This is a genomic window from Streptomyces sp. NPDC107581 (assembly GCF_055657175.1).
In genome coordinates this window covers 358,626-372,865 of record NZ_JBVKBH010000006.1, presented here as the reverse complement: position 1 = coordinate 372,865, position 14,240 = coordinate 358,626, and the positions used below count along the sequence as shown (strand labels likewise).

Annotated in this window: 12 protein-coding genes; 5 read left to right on the top strand and 7 right to left on the bottom strand. The window is 71.1% G+C overall.

The features are described 5' to 3' along the window. Positions 1-79: 79 nt before the first annotated feature. From ACZ7P3_RS17860 to ACZ7P3_RS17850, 3 genes are all read right to left on the bottom strand, one after another. Positions 80-898, bottom strand: coding sequence for a thioredoxin domain-containing protein (locus ACZ7P3_RS17860; protein ID WP_472082615.1), 819 nt, complete (start codon positions 896-898; stop codon positions 80-82). A gap of 66 nt (positions 899-964) precedes the next feature. After that, the gene (locus ACZ7P3_RS17855; RefSeq protein WP_472082613.1) at positions 965-1,648 is read right to left on the bottom strand and encodes a hypothetical protein; all 684 of its coding nucleotides are present in this window, start codon (positions 1,646-1,648) and stop codon (positions 965-967) included. A 68-nt stretch (positions 1,649-1,716) separates the two neighbouring features. Then, a complete protein-coding gene (locus tag ACZ7P3_RS17850; protein ID WP_472082611.1) occupies positions 1,717-3,042 on the bottom strand; it encodes a DUF2252 domain-containing protein in 1,326 nt (441 codons plus the stop codon). Positions 3,043-3,311: 269 nt separating this feature from the next. Here ACZ7P3_RS17850 and dnaE point away from each other — a divergent pair, with 269 nt between their 5' ends. After that, positions 3,312-6,851 (top strand): DNA polymerase III subunit alpha, encoded by a 3,540-nt coding sequence (gene dnaE / locus ACZ7P3_RS17845; RefSeq protein ID WP_472082609.1) that lies wholly within the window; start codon positions 3,312-3,314, stop codon positions 6,849-6,851. Between the two features lie 161 nt (positions 6,852-7,012). On the opposite strand, the gene ACZ7P3_RS17840 is transcribed toward dnaE, so the two are convergent. Beyond that, positions 7,013-7,189: a hypothetical protein gene (locus ACZ7P3_RS17840; RefSeq protein WP_472082607.1), complete on the bottom strand. Its 177-nt coding sequence runs from the start codon at positions 7,187-7,189 to the stop codon at positions 7,013-7,015. Between the two features lie 225 nt (positions 7,190-7,414). Between ACZ7P3_RS17840 and ACZ7P3_RS17835 the strand changes: the two genes are divergently transcribed. The 4 genes from ACZ7P3_RS17835 to ACZ7P3_RS17820 all read left to right on the top strand — a co-directional run bounded on the left by ACZ7P3_RS17835 (position 7,415) and on the right by ACZ7P3_RS17820 (position 11,303). Then, positions 7,415-8,632 (top strand): NYN domain-containing protein, encoded by a 1,218-nt coding sequence (locus ACZ7P3_RS17835; protein WP_472082605.1) that lies wholly within the window; start codon positions 7,415-7,417, stop codon positions 8,630-8,632. A 101-nt stretch (positions 8,633-8,733) separates the two neighbouring features. After that, positions 8,734-9,747: an ABC transporter ATP-binding protein gene (locus ACZ7P3_RS17830; protein WP_472082603.1), complete on the top strand. Its 1,014-nt coding sequence runs from the start codon at positions 8,734-8,736 to the stop codon at positions 9,745-9,747. A gap of 76 nt (positions 9,748-9,823) precedes the next feature. Continuing rightward, on the top strand, positions 9,824-10,645 hold the full coding sequence (locus tag ACZ7P3_RS17825; RefSeq protein WP_472082601.1) for an ABC transporter permease: 822 nt from the start codon (positions 9,824-9,826) through the stop codon (positions 10,643-10,645). Positions 10,646-10,679: 34 nt separating this feature from the next. Then, positions 10,680-11,303: an AAA family ATPase gene (locus ACZ7P3_RS17820; protein WP_472082599.1), complete on the top strand. Its 624-nt coding sequence runs from the start codon at positions 10,680-10,682 to the stop codon at positions 11,301-11,303. Positions 11,304-11,844: 541 nt separating this feature from the next. Here ACZ7P3_RS17820 and ybaK read toward each other — a convergent pair. Genes ybaK through ACZ7P3_RS17805 form a run of 3 tightly spaced genes read right to left on the bottom strand, consistent with a single transcriptional unit; the run spans position 11,845 to position 14,173 of the window. After that, positions 11,845-12,345, bottom strand: a complete 501-nt coding sequence (ybaK, locus tag ACZ7P3_RS17815; protein WP_472082597.1) for a Cys-tRNA(Pro) deacylase — start codon at positions 12,343-12,345, stop codon at positions 11,845-11,847. 23 nt (positions 12,346-12,368) lie between these two features. After that, positions 12,369-13,109 carry an LON peptidase substrate-binding domain-containing protein gene (locus ACZ7P3_RS17810; protein ID WP_472082595.1) on the bottom strand — a complete coding sequence of 247 codons (741 nt, stop codon included), beginning with the start codon at positions 13,107-13,109 and terminating at the stop codon, positions 12,369-12,371. 11 nt (positions 13,110-13,120) lie between these two features. Continuing rightward, entirely contained in the window at positions 13,121-14,173 is a 1,053-nt protein-coding gene (locus tag ACZ7P3_RS17805; protein WP_472082594.1) for a hypothetical protein, read from the bottom strand. Between the last annotated feature and the right edge of the window lie 67 nt (positions 14,174-14,240).

Sequence of the window (14,240 nt, the reverse complement as noted above, 5' to 3'; positions counted from 1 at the left end):
ACCGATTGGTATGCGTAAGAGCGGGCGAACTTCGAAAGTTCGCCCGCTCTTCACGCGGTGCTCAGTATCTGACGGAAAATCAGCCCTTCAGGGCCGCGTCCACCACCCTGTTGAAGTCGGCGACCGACATGGGCGGGTTCCCCTTGCTGTCGGCGACGAGCTTCTTGCCGTCCATGACGAAGCTCGGGGTGCCCGTCACGCCGTCCTTGTTGTCGTCGAAGGTCTTCGACATGGCCATCGCCCAGGCGTCGTAGGTGCCCTTCTTGACCGCGTCCTGGAACTTCGTGTTGCTCTTCAGCGCGGGGACCGTGTCGGCGACCTTGATGAGGTAGGAGTCGTCCTTGAACGTGTCGGTCGTCTCGTCCGGGTGGAACTTCGCCGAGTAGAGCGCGCTCTTGTACTCCAGGAACGCCTCGGGGCTGACGTTGAGCGCGGCGCCCAGCGCGCTCAGCGCGTTCTTGGAGCCCACGCCGTTGTCGTGGTTGTCGATGAACGTGGCACCGACGAACTGGATCTTGAACTTGCCGTCGTCGATGTCCTTCTTCACGGTCGTGCCGACGCTCTGCTCGAACTCGGAGCAGACCGGGCAGCGCGGGTCCTCGTAGACCTTGAGGGTCTTCTTGGCCGTGTCCTTGCCGATGACGACGGTGGTGCCCTTGGCGCCCGTGGTGTTGGCCGGGGCGACGACCTTGGCGTCCTTCAGGCCTTCCCAGTAGCTGGGCTTGTTCATCTGGACGACGGCGTAGCCGATGCCGCCGGCGGCGGCCAGTACGGCCACGACCGAGGCGGCCACGACGATCTGCCGCCTGGCCTTGTCGCGCTTGGCCTGGCGCTCGCGCTCCGCGCGCAGCCGCTCCCGGGCCGCCGTCTTCGACGCCTGGCTGTTTCGCTTGCTCATGTCGGTGATCTCCATGTGGGACGCGCACACGTCGTACGCGGGATACGTGTGGGGGACTGGTCGTGCTCAGGCGAACGCCGTTGAGCACGGCGGTCCCCGCCGTCCCAGGGAGTGCACGAGAAGCAGATCGCGGGCCGCGGCAGGCCGAGGGGCCGGACGCGGCAGACGATGCGCCGGGGACAGCCGTACGGTGCCGGCGGCCACCGCCAGCAGGAGCGGCCGGAAGCCCGTGGCGGCGACCGCACGCAGCAGCTGGGCCAGCGCCCGCTCACCCCGGCGCAGCCAGGCGGCGGCCAGCAGCCCCACACCGATGTGCACGGCGAGCAGCAGCCAGGCCGCGGCCGGGCTGGCGTGCGCGAGCAGCGCCTCGGGACGGCCGCGGGCACCGGTCACCTGGGCCAGCGGGGTGCCCACGGCACCGCCCTGGCACAGCACGTCGAGTCCGACCGCGCGCAGGGGGCCTGCGACCGGGCCGCCCGCCCTGCCGTAGCAGGCGTGCTGGCCGGTGGTGAACACGGTGTCCGCGGCCAGCTCCAGCGGGATCAGCAGGGCCGCGATCCGCCCGAAGCCGCGCTCGCGGCCCGCCAGCGCGTACGCGCCGGCGAAGACACCGGCGGTGACCGCGGCCACGGTCGCGACCGGCAGCGGGGCCCGGGACAGCAGCACGTGCGACGCGGTGCCGAGCGTCACGACGACAGCCGTGAACAGCGCCGCGCGCACGGCTCTGAGCTGGGTCCCGGAGATGTCCATAGCGAAAGGAGAGTGTGTCACGTACGTGGTTAAGGGACCCCTAAAGGGTGCCTGTGAGTGCGCGAAGGTTACAGCCCCGGAATCCGGCCGTTGCGGAACAGGTCGACGAAGATCTGGTGGTCGGCACGCGCGCGTGCGCCGTAACCGTGCGCGAAGTCCACCAGGAGCGGCGCGAAGCCCTCCTCGTCGGCCGCGAGCGCCGCGTCGATGGCCCGCTCGGTGGAGAACGGCACCAGGGACTCGCCGGAGGTGTCGTCCGCCGCCGCGTGCATCGTGGCCGTGGCCCGGCCGAGGTCCGCGACGACGGCCGCGATCTCCTCCGGGTCGTCGATGTCGCCCCAGTCCAGATCGACCGCGTACGGGGAGACCTCGGCGACCAGCTGGCCCGCCCCGTCCAGCTCGGTCCAGCCCAGCCACGGGTCCGCGTGCGCCTGCAGGGCGCGCTGGGAGATCACCGTGCGGTGGCCCTCGTGCTGGAAGTACTCCGCGATGGCCGGGTCGGTGATGTGCCGGGAGACGGCAGGGGTCTGGGCCTGCTTGATGTAGATGACGACGTCGTTCTCCAGGGCGTCGCTGTGGCCCTCCAGGAGGATGTTGTACGACGGCAGGCCCGCCGAGCCGATGCCGATGCCGCGGCGGCCCACGACGTCCTTGACGCGGTACGAGTCGGGGCGGGCCAGCGAGGAGTCCGGCAGCGTCTCCAGGTAGCCGTCGAAGGCGGCCAGGACCTTGTAGCGGGTGGCCGCGTCCAGCTCGATGGAGCCGCCGCCCGGTGCGAAACGGCGCTCGAACTCGCGGATCTCGGTCATCGACTCCAGCAGCTCGAAGCGGGTCAGCGAGCGGGCGTCACGCAGCGCGTCCAGGAGGGGGCCCTGCGCGGTGTCCAGCGTGAACGGCGGCACCTCGTCGCTCTTGGCACCCGTGGCCAGGGCGTGGATGCGGTCGCGGTAGGCGGCCGCGTAGACCGTCACCAGCTCGGTGATCTGCTCGTCACTGAGCGCCTTGGCGTACCCGATGAGCGCGATGGAGGCGGAGAACCGCTTGAGGTCCCAGGTGAAGGGGCCGACGTAGGCCTCGTCGAAGTCGTTGACGTTGAAGACCAGGCGGCCGTTGGAGTCCATGTAGGTGCCGAAGTTCTCGGCGTGCAGGTCGCCGTGGATCCACACGCGCGAGGTGCGGTCGTCCAGGTACGGGCCGCCGCGCTTCTCGGCGTCGAGGTCGTGGTAGAAGAGGGCCGCCGTGCCCCGGTAGAACGCGAACGCCGAGGCCGCCATCTTGCGGAACTTCACCCGGAACGCGGCCGGGTCGGCGGCCAGGAGCCGGCCGAAGGCGGTGTCGAAGACGGCGAGGATCTCCTCGCCGCGCTGCTCGTCGTTGAGCTGGGGGACCGACATCGCGGGGTGCCTCCTGGTGCAGGACGGGTGGTGCATGAACGGGTGGGAGAACGGGTGGGAAAACGGGTGGGAAGGGGTACGGCGCTTCCGCCGTCTCCAACGGGCGACGCCACGCGGGAGTGCCCGGTTCCCGCACGAAGGTACGTCCGGATCGCCCGCGTGTGTCAGTGGCGGGGCATAGACTTCGACGCTGTCCCCCAGACTGTCCGCAGTCGGTCCGCAGCCGGTCGGAAGATCGTCGACGCACGTTTCCTTTGGAGGCCGAAACCGTGTCAAAGCCGCCCTTCACGCACCTGCACGTCCACACCCAGTACTCGCTGCTGGACGGTGCCGCGCGGCTCAAGGACATGTTCAACGCCTGCAATGAGATGGGCATGACGCACATCGCCATGTCCGACCACGGCAACCTGCACGGGGCGTACGACTTCTTCCATACCGCGCAGAAGGCCGGAATCACCCCGATCATCGGGATCGAGGCATATGTCGCCCCTGAGTCCCGGCGCAACAAGCGCAAGATCCAGTGGGGCCAGCCGCACCAGAAGCGTGACGACGTCTCCGGCTCGGGTGGTTACACCCACAAGACGATGTGGGCCGTGAACAGGACGGGCCTGCACAACATCTTCCGGCTCTCCTCCGACGCCTACGCCGAGGGCTGGCTGCAGAAGTGGCCCCGGATGGACAAGGAGACCATCTCCCAGTGGTCCGAGGGCATCGTCGCCTCCACCGGCTGCCCCTCCGGCGAGGTCCAGACCCGGCTGCGCCTCGGCCACTTCGACGAGGCCCTCAAGGCGGCCGCCGACTACCAGGACATCTTCGGCAAGGACCGCTACTTCCTGGAACTGATGGACCACGGCATCGAGATCGAGCACCGGGTCCGTGACGGCCTGCTGGAGATCGGCAAGAAGCTCGGCATTCCCCCGCTGGTCACCAACGACTCGCACTACACCTACGCGCACGAGGCCGGCGCCCACGACGCCCTGCTGTGCATCCAGACCGGCAAGAACCTCTCCGACCCGGACCGCTTCAAGTTCGACGGCACCGGCTACTACCTGAAGTCCACGGACGAGATGTACGCCATCGACTCCTCGGACGCCTGGCAGGAGGGCTGCGCCAACACGCTCCTCGTCGCCGAGATGGTGGACACGACCGGCATGTTCGAGGCGAAGAACCTCATGCCGAAGTTCGACATCCCCGACGGCTACACCGAGGTCACCTGGTTCAAGGAGGAGGTGCGCCGCGGCATGGAGCGCCGCTTCCCCGGCGGCATCCCCGAGGACCGCCAGAAGCAGGCCGAGTACGAGATGGACGTCATCATCCAGATGGGGTTCCCGGGCTACTTCCTCGTGGTCGCCGACTTCATCATGTGGGCCAAGAACAACGGCATCGCGGTCGGCCCCGGCCGAGGCTCCGCGGCCGGTTCGATCGTCGCCTACGCCATGGGCATCACCGACCTCGACCCGATCCCGCACGGCCTGATCTTCGAGCGCTTCCTCAACCCCGAGCGCGTCTCCATGCCCGACGTCGACATCGACTTCGACGAGCGTCGGCGCGTCGAGGTCATCCGGTACGTGACGGAGAAGTACGGCGCCGACAAGGTCGCCATGATCGGCACGTACGGCAAGATCAAGGCCAAGAACGCGATCAAGGACTCCGCGCGCGTGCTGGGCTACCCGTACGCCATGGGCGACCGGCTGACCAAGGCGATGCCCGCCGACGTCCTCGGCAAGGGCATCGACCTGAACGGCATCACCGACCCCTCGCACCCGCGCTACGGCGAGGCGGGCGAGATCCGCGGGATGTACGAGAACGAGCCGGACGTGAAGAAGGTCATCGACACCGCCAAGGGCGTCGAGGGTCTGGTCCGGCAGATGGGTGTGCACGCGGCCGGCGTGATCATGTCCAGCGAGACCATCACCGAGCACGTCCCGGTGTGGGTGCGGCACACCGACGGCGTGACCATCACGCAGTGGGACTACCCGAGCTGCGAGTCGCTCGGCCTGCTGAAGATGGACTTCCTCGGCCTGCGCAACCTCACGATCATGGACGACGCCGTCAAGATGGTGAAGTCCAACAAGGGCGTCGACATCGATCTGCTGAGCCTCCCGCTCGACGATCCGACGACCTTCGAACTGCTCCAGCGCGGCGACACCCTCGGCGTCTTCCAGTTCGACGGCGGCCCCATGCGCTCGCTGCTGCGCCTGATGAAGCCCGACAACTTCGAAGACATCTCCGCCGTGTCGGCGCTCTACCGGCCGGGCCCCATGGGCATGGACTCGCACACCAACTACGCGCTGCGCAAGAACAAGCTCCAGGAGATCACCCCGATCCACAAGGAGCTGGCAGAGCCCCTCGAAGAGGTCCTGGCGGTCACCTACGGCCTGATCGTCTACCAGGAGCAGGTGCAGAAGGCAGCCCAGATCATCGCGGGCTACTCGCTCGGCGAGGCCGACATCCTCCGCCGGGTGATGGGCAAGAAGAAGCCGGAGGAACTGGCGAAGAACTTCACCATCTTCCAGGCCGGCGCCCGCAAGAACGACTACAGCGACGAGGCCATCCAGGCCCTGTGGGACGTGCTGGTCCCGTTCGCCGGCTACGCCTTCAACAAGGCCCACTCCGCCGCGTACGGCCTGGTCTCGTACTGGACCGCCTACCTGAAGGCGAACTACCCCGCCGAGTACATGGCCGCGCTCCTGACCTCCGTCAAGGACGACAAGGACAAGTCGGCGATCTATCTCAACGAGTGCCGCCGCATGGGCATCAAGGTGCTCCCGCCCAACGTCAACGAGTCGGTGCACAACTTCGCCGCCCAGGGCGACGACGTGATCCTCTTCGGCCTCGAAGCCGTGCGCAACGTCGGCACCAACGTGGTCGAGTCGATCATCAAGAGCCGCAAGGCGAAGGGCAAGTACGCCTCCTTCCCGGACTACCTCGACAAGGTCGAGGCGGTCGCGTGCAACAAGCGCACCACGGAGTCGCTGATCAAGGCGGGAGCCTTCGACACCCTGGGGCACACCCGCAAGGGACTGACGGCCCAGTACGAGCCGATGATCGACAACGTGGTCGCGGTCAAGCGCAAGGAGGCCGAGGGACAGTTCGACCTCTTCGGCGGCATGGGCGAGGAGGAGAGCACCGAGCCCGGCTTCGGACTCGACGTGCAGTTCACCGAGGACGAGTGGGACAAGACCTATCTGCTCGCCCAGGAGCGGGAGATGCTCGGCCTGTACGTCTCCGACCACCCGCTCTTCGGCCTGGAGCACGTGCTGTCCGACAAGGCCGACGCGGGCATCTCCCAGCTCACCGGCGGCGAGCACGCCGACGGCGCGGTGGTCACCATCGGCGGCATCATCTCGGGCCTGCAGCGCAAGATGACCAAGCAGGGCAACGCCTGGGCCATCGCCACCGTCGAGGACCTCGCCGGCTCCATCGAGTGCATGTTCTTCCCCGCCACCTACCAGCTGGTGTCCACCCAACTGGTCGAGGACGCGGTCGTGTTCGTCAAGGGCCGCCTCGACAAGCGCGAGGACGTGCCCCGGCTCGTCGCCATGGAGCTGATGGTCCCGGACCTGTCCAACGCGGGCACCAACGCGCCGGTGATCCTCACCATCCCGGCCACCCGGGTCACCCCGCCGATGGTCAGCCGCCTCGGCGAGATCCTCAGCCACCACAAGGGCGACAGCGAGGTGCGGATCAAGCTCCAGGGCCCGCGCAAGACCACCGTGCTGCGCCTGGACCGGCACCGGGTCAAGCCCGACCCGGCCCTCTTCGGCGATCTGAAGGTGCTGCTGGGCCCGTCCTGCCTGGCGGGCTGAGCGGAACACCGGTCCTGCCAGGTGGTCTGAGCGGAACACCCGTCGTGCCCGGCCTGCCGGGCGGAACACCCGTCCTGCCCGGCGGGCCGGGCGGAAGAAGCCGGAAGGGGCGCACCCTCGTAGGGTGCGCCCCTTCCGTGTGCCTGGGCTTCAACTGCCCTTTAGTTGTGGCCGAAGCGCTTCTGCTGCTTACGAGCAACGTCCGACGGGCTGCCCGGGACGTGCATCGGAGACTCGTGGGCCTCCGTGGACGACCGCTGTGCGTGCTCCTGGGCCTGCTCGGCCTGCGAAGCGCGGTTCTGCGGGCCACCCTGCTTGCGGTTCTTGTTCTTGGCCATGGTGATCTGCCTCCTGTGGGGGATCTGGGGGCCAGAGCCGGGACCAGATTCACATAAGCTGACATGAGTCGCATGTCGGATAATTACCGTGTGTGACAGGCGGGGTGAGCGAGACAAAGGCGCAAACGCCACGCCGAAGATCGAGTTCGGGCCGTTAACCCCCGCGCGGTCGGGCAGACTCGAAGGAAGTCCGAAGCTAAGCCTCCCGGGAAGAGGGTGAGTCGCGTGGACCGCTGCATCGTCCTGGTGGACGCCGGGTACCTGCTGGGTGCCGCCGCCAGCCTCCTCGCCGGTGAGCCCTCGCGGTCCCGGATCACCGTCGACCACGCCGCACTGATCCAGGCCCTGCGCGAACGCGCCGAGTCGGAGACCGAGCGGCCCCTGCTGCGCATCTACTGGTTCGACGGCGCGCCCGACCGCGTACCCCAGCCGGAGCACCGCCGGCTGCGGGTGATGCCCCGGGTCACCGTCCGGCTGGGCGCCCTCACCCGCAGTGACGGACGCTGGGCGCAGAAGGGCGTCGACGCCGCCATGCACGCGGAGCTGACCGAGCTGGCCCGCAACCGCGCCTGCTCCGATGTCGTCCTGGTCACCGGCGACGGCGACCTGCTGCCCGGCATGATGGCCGCCAAGGAGCACGGCGTCGCCGTCCACCTGTGGGCCGTACAGGCCGCCGACGGGGACTACAACCAGTCCGAGGACCTGGTCGCCGAGGCCGACGAGCGGCGCGTGCTCGACCGGGCCTGGATCACCCAGGCCGTCCGCGCCAAGGAGCTGACCGGCGTCTGCGCCCCGCCGCCCGCGCCCCGCCCCGAGATCGCGGCGATCCTCTCCGCGCCGCTGCCCGAGTCCTCGCTCGCCGCGGCCGCCGAGCGGCCCGCCGAGGAGGGCGCCCACCAGTCGGCCGCCGTGTCGGAGAACGGCACCCAGGAGCGGGTGCCCGCGCCCAAGGGCGTACCCACGCCCAAGGACCTCGCCGCCCTGCGCGCACCCGGCGCGCAGGCCGTGCAGCACCCGACGACGGCGACGCTGAGGTGGTCGTCCGACAAGGGCTGGGTGGACCGTCCGGGCGGGGTGTCCGAGTCGCCCGAGGTCGCCTCCATGCCGACCCTGGCCCAGCTGACCACCGCCGAGCAGCGGTGGGCCGACCGGGAGGAGGACATCACCACGGTCGGCGGCGACCCGTACGAGGTGGGTCAGGTCTTCGCCCGGCGGTGGATGTCCCGGCTCGGCGACCAGAGCCATCTGCAGCGGCTGTCCTCGATGTATCCCCGCATCCCGCACCGCATCGACGGCGAGCTGCTGCGGTACGCCGCCCGCTTCGGGCTGCTGGCCCACAAGGACGACCAGATCGACGATCACGATCGTTACGCCATCCGGGCGGGGTTCTGGCGCGAGTTCGATGTGCCGGCGGCAGCGGAGCAGGCCTCCGCCGGGGAGTGAGCCGGCCCTGATGGGCCGGTGCGGCGGATTCTCCCCGGCGGTGGGGTGAGAAGAGGCCCCAAAGGCGAGTAAAGGGTTCGGACCCCGTAGTCTCGTCCCTTGTGAGTACGCGCGCGGCACAGGCACTTCGGCATGACGAGGTCGTACGCGTGCGCGGGCTCAGCAAGACCTACCCGCCCCTCAAGGGACGGCGCGGGACGCCGGGCACCCCCGAGGTGCGGGCCACCGACGCCGTGACCCTGGACGTGCGCCGCGGGGAGATCTTCGGGCTGCTCGGGCCGAACGGCGCCGGCAAGTCCACCCTGGTACGGCAGCTCACCGGACTGCTGCGCCCCGACGCGGGCAGCGTCGAGATCCTCGGCCACGACATCGTGCGCCACCCCGAGCGTGCCGCGCGGATCCTCGCCTACCTCGGCCAGGAGTCCTCCGCACTGGACGAGCTGACCGTGGCGCTCGCCGCCGAGACCACCGGGCGCCTGCGCGGCCTGGACGTACGCCGGGCACGGGCCGAGCGGGACGCCGTGCTGGAGGAACTCGCCCTGACGCCGATCGCCGGGCGGACCCTGAAGAAACTGTCCGGGGGACAGCGGCGGCTCGCCTGCTTCGCCGCCGCCCTCGTCGGGGCACGCCCGCTGCTCGTCCTGGACGAGCCGACCACCGGCATGGACCCGGTGGCCCGGCGCGCGGTGTGGGCAGCCGTGGACCGGCGCCGGGCCGAGCACGGTACGACCGTGCTGCTGGTCACCCACAACGTCATCGAGGCCGAGACCGTCCTGGACCGGGTCGCCGTCCTGGACCAGGGCCGGGTCATCGCCTGCGACACCCCCGCAGGGCTCAAGGAACAGGTCTCCGGCGAGGTGCGGGTCGAGCTGGTGTGGCGGGAGCGCGCGCCGCTCGACGTGCCCGAGGTCGCCGTGCTGCGGGAGCGGGCCGTGGAGTCCGGGCGCCGCTGGACGCTGCGGCTCGCGCCCGAGGAGGCCCGGGCCGCCGTCGCCACGGTGACCGGCGGGGCCGCCTTCGCCGCCCTGGACGACTTCACCCTCGCCACGCCCAGCCTGGAGGACGTCTACCTGGCGCTGGGCGGCGCGGCACGGCAGGGGCTGGTGAAGGCGTGAGCGGGAGTCCCGTGCAATCCGTATGGTCCCTGTGGGACGGTGGCGAGGCCGCCGTAGGGAAGAGGAGCAGGTCGTCGTGAGTGTCGTACCCGCGGAGGTGCTGCCGGGCGGTGCCCGGACCGTGCCACAGGCGGCCCGGGGCGCGGCCGAACTCGGGCCGCCCGCACGGCTGTGGCCGTCGCTGGCGGCCGTCTACCGGGCACAGCTGTCCAGGGCCCGGGTGGCCCGCATCCCGCTGCTGTTCGTGGCCACCTTCCAGTCCGTCGGCATCACCGTGATGATGCGGGGCGTCGTCGACAGCGGCGGCGAGGCACAGTCCGTGGTGGCCGGGTCGTCGGTGCTGGTCGTCGCGTATGTCGCGCTGAACCTGCTGTCGCAGTACTTCGGGCAGCTGCGGGCCAGCGGAGGGCTCGACCACTACGCCACGCTGCCGGTACCGCCGGCGGCGGTCGTGCTGGGCGCGGCGGGGGCGTACGCCTCCTTCACCGTGCCGGGGACCCTGGTGACCGCCGTCTTCGGCTGCGTGCTCTTCGGGCTGCCGCTGTCCAACCTGTGGATCCTGGTGGCCGTGATCCCGCTCGCCGGGGCCGCGCTGTCCGGGCTGGGGGCGGCCTGCGGGCTGCTCGCACCGCGGCCCGAGCTGGCCACGCTGCTCGGTCAGCTGGGCATGTCGGCGGCGCTGCTGCTGGGTGTGCTGCCGGCCGACCGGATGCCGGAGATCGTACGGCTGGCCCGGGATCTGCTGCCGTCGACCTACGGCGTGGAGGCTTACGCACGGACGTTCGGGGCACATCCCGACTGGGCCGTGGTCCTTGCCGACCTGGGAGTGTGCGCGGGTGTCGGCGTCGTCTCGCTCGCCGTGGCGACCTGGGCGTACCGCAGGGCGGCCGTCCGGTGACGCGGCGCACAGCGCGGCCTGGCACGATGTCAGGGTGACCGCACCGCTGACTCCGCCTCCGCCGCCGCACGACGACTCCCCGCACCAGGTCCGGCAGGCCCCGCCTGCCGGGGCGCCGGGCGCGGGCTGGTACGAACAGGACGGCCCTGGGATGAAGACCGAAGTGCGGGAAGCCGCCGTGATCACGGTGGCGTTGGCGCTGGGCGGGGTGCTGCTCGGGCTGCTGTGGAGCTGGCTTGCGCCGCACGTGCCGCTGGTGGGTGACGTGGTCGACCGGAGCTGGGTCGTCTACCTCAAGGACAGCGAAGGGGAGCAGGCGGTCGGGGCGGACGGGACGTTCACGCTGCTGGGGCTGGGCTTCGGGCTGGTCAGTGCGGTGGTCGTGTTTCTGCTGCGGCGGCGCGGGGGTGTGCCGCTGGTCGTTGCGCTCGGCCTGGGCGGGCTGCTCGGGTCGCTGCTGGCGTGGCGGGTCGGCATGTGGCTGGGGCCCCAGTCCGACGTGATCGCTCACGCGAAGGCGGTGGGGAAGGGCGTTGCCTTTTCGGCGCCGTTGAAGTTGGGGGCGAAGGGGGCGGTGCTGGCTTGGCCGCTTGCTGCGGTGCTGGTGCACTTCGGACTCACCGCGCTGTTCGGCCCCCGGGACCCCGAGCTGCCGTAACCGGGGCTCCGCCCCTGGCCCCCCTTGCCCACCCACCCGACTCGGTCGGCTGCATGAGCCAGACGCATGCCTTCCACGTCTCGACGGGCCGGCCGAGTCGGGGAACTCTCCGACGCCTCGGCCGGCTGGACGGGGTCAGGAGGCTCTTCGACGCCTCGGCCGGTCGGCCGGGTCAGGGAACTCTCCGACACCGCGGCCGCCCGAGTGCGTCAGGCACGGCCCTCCCGGCTCGGTCGGCCGAATGCGCAAGGCGTAGCCCTTTCCTGGCTAGGCCGCCCGAGTGCGTCAGACGCAGCTCTTCCCGGCTCGGTCGGCCGAGTGGGCCGGGCGTAGCCCCCTCGGCTCGGTCGGCCGTGTGGATGGGTGCGTGCTCGTGCTTGCCCGGCTCGGTCGCACCGAGGGGCAGGTGGGCGGGTGCGGCTCGGTCGGGTTCCAGGGACGGGTACCAGGGGCGGGTGCGTGCGAGTGCCTGTCCGGCTTCGTCGGCGGTGACGGCCGGGGCTGTCCCGCGCCCGGCCGGCCGGGTCGGTGCGGCCTGCTGTCAGGTTCTGCCGATCGGTGCCAGTACCGCGGACGTCAGGTCGGTCAGGTCCCCGGGGGACAGTTCGACCTCCAGGCCCCTGCGGCCCGCCGAGACGCAGATCGTGGGGTGGGCGCCCGCCGAGTCGTCCAGGACCGTGGGGAGCTTCTTGCGCTGGCCCAGGGGGGAGATGCCGCCGCGGACGTAGCCGGTGGTGCGTTCGGCGAGGGCGGGGTCGGCCATCGTGGCCCGTTTGCCGCCCACCGCCGCCGCCAGGGCCTTGAGGTCCAGCGTGCCGGAGACCGGGACCACCGCCACCGTCAGGGCGCCGTCCACGTCGGCCACCAGGGTCTTGAAGACCCGGTCGGGGGAGACACCGGTCGCCTCCGCCGCCTCCTCGCCGTAGGAGGGGTGGGAGGGGTCGTGGTCGTAGGCGTGGACCGTGTAGTCCACGCCCGCCGCCGTCAAGGCCACCGTCGCGGGCGTGCCGCCGGACTGCTGCTTCTTGGACTTCTTCGCCATCGGGTGTGTCGGCCTCGGTTCGCTCAGTTCAGACTGGTCGGCGTCCGCGTCAGCTCGAACGCGGGCAACGAGGGCAGGCTACGGATGATGGCCGTCTCCGCGCGAAGAAGTTTCAGCTCGTCCCGGAGCCGGGAGGCGGTGTCCGGCGCCTGCAGCAGCCGTTGCTTCGTCGGTGTGTCCAGGACCATCGCCGCCGCCACCAGGTAGGAGACCACCGACGGCTCGTCCGGGAGGTCCGCGCCGGTCGAGAGCGAGCGCTCGCGGGCGCCCGCCAGCCGCTTCTGGTACTGGCGGAACGCGCGCAGGACACCCTCCGCCAGCGCGCCCGCCTCGTCGCCGGGTTCCTCCGGCAGTTCCTCCAGCTCCGCCGTCAGGAACGGGCCCGACGCGTCCACGGACAGCAGGCGTACCCGGGTCGTCCCGGTCGCCAGCACCTCGAACGTGCCGTCGGCGCGCTCCCGGATGGTCGCCGCGTCCGCCACGCAGCCCACCTGCTGGAAGGCCTTGAGGGGCTCGGGGCCGAACCCCGCCGCCGGGCCGCGTTCGGGCTGTGCGGTCGGGTCCGGCATGCCCGGAGCGCTGGGCGCCACCTCGGAGCCGTCGCGGATCGCCACGACGGCGAATCGGCGCGGCTCGTCCTCGGGAGCCTTCAGCAGCTCGCGCATCATGGCGCGATAACGCTCCTCGAACACGTTCAGCGGGAGCACGAGCCCCGGGAACAGCACCGAGTTCAGCGGGAAGAGGGGGAGACGAGCGGTGGTCACGGCGCCCCAGCCTAATGGTCACCGGCGTGGGCGTGTCCGCGGTGCTCGCTGCGCGGCCGCAGCGGAGCGGGCAGCAGGCCGTCCGGACGGGGGCGGCCGGTCCCGCTCAGGAGGTCCTCGCGCAGCCGCAGGAACAGGCCCAGGGGGTCCTCCGAGACCCGGTCCCAGGGGAAGGAGGTGGCGTACGGGCCGATCAGCCGCAGCTGGGCGCGGGCCTCCTCCCAGCGCTCCAGTCGCAGCAGGACGTAGAGCAGCTTGTTGCGGACCTCGGCGGGCCAGGGGTCGGCCGCGGGGAACCGGCCCGAGAGCGCGACCGCCCGGTCGGCCGCCGCGTCCAGCCGCTCGCGCGGCACCCGGGGGCCGCAGCCGTCGGTCAGGTAGGCGAGGGCCGCGCGGGCCGGCAGCGCCTGGACGAGGGAGTGGTCCGGCGCGTCCTGCGCGGCCCGGTCGGCGAAGTCGAAGCACTCGCGGTGCGAGCCGTGCCAGAAGGTGCCCAGATAGCGCAGGGCGGCCACATGACAGCCGTAGTGGTGCGGGGCGCGCCGGACCGCCGCCTCCCACAGCTCCTCGAAGTACCGGTGGCCGGCCCGGGAGCCGCGTGCGTGGTCGAGTGCGATCCGCCACGGCACCGGGTCGCGGTCGTCGGCGCGGGCGGCGGCCGTGATCAGCGGGCTCACCTCGCGCAGCAGCTCGGCGCGGGCCGGCGAGGGCCAGACGCGGTCCACCGCCAGCTGGGCGCCGACGAGCAGCACGTCGGGATCGCCGGGGTCGGCCGCGTGCCACTGCTCGAACCACTCGGGGCGTGAGCGGGCGAAGGCGGCGAGCCGTTTGGCCCAGCGGTCGCGGTCCTCCCACCCGGCCGCCGCGCGGGTGGCGGCGAGCAGTGCGGAGGCGGCGCCGTACTCGCCCCGGCCGGCCGCGACCAGCGCGGGGGAGAGGCGTTCGTCGGGCGCGTCGAGGACGGCCTCGTCGCCGGCCGGCGGTGGGGCGGCCGGGCGCGAGGCACGTCGTGTCATCCGTGTGGGGCGGAGGAACGCCGGCAGCAGAGCCATGGTGTCGACCATTGAAAGACCGCAGGTCGTGGGTGCGCCAGAGGGTCCGGGCAAGTCGCGGAAGGTTGTACGGCCGATG

Excerpts from the sequence above, each read along its gene's own strand:
- ACZ7P3_RS17860 (WP_472082615.1), bottom strand. The coding sequence starts at position 898 with ATGAGCAAGCGAAACAGCCAGGCGTCGAAGACGGCGGCCCGGGAGCGG.
- ACZ7P3_RS17855 (WP_472082613.1), bottom strand. The coding sequence starts at position 1,648 with ATGGACATCTCCGGGACCCAGCTCAGAGCCGTGCGCGCGGCGCTGTTC.
- ACZ7P3_RS17850 (WP_472082611.1), bottom strand. The coding sequence starts at position 3,042 with ATGTCGGTCCCCCAGCTCAACGACGAGCAGCGCGGCGAGGAGATCCTC.
- ACZ7P3_RS17840 (WP_472082607.1), bottom strand. The coding sequence starts at position 7,189 with ATGGCCAAGAACAAGAACCGCAAGCAGGGTGGCCCGCAGAACCGCGCT.
- ybaK (WP_472082597.1), bottom strand. The coding sequence starts at position 12,345 with ATGGCGAAGAAGTCCAAGAAGCAGCAGTCCGGCGGCACGCCCGCGACG.
- ACZ7P3_RS17805 (WP_472082594.1), bottom strand. The coding sequence starts at position 14,173 with ATGGTCGACACCATGGCTCTGCTGCCGGCGTTCCTCCGCCCCACACGG.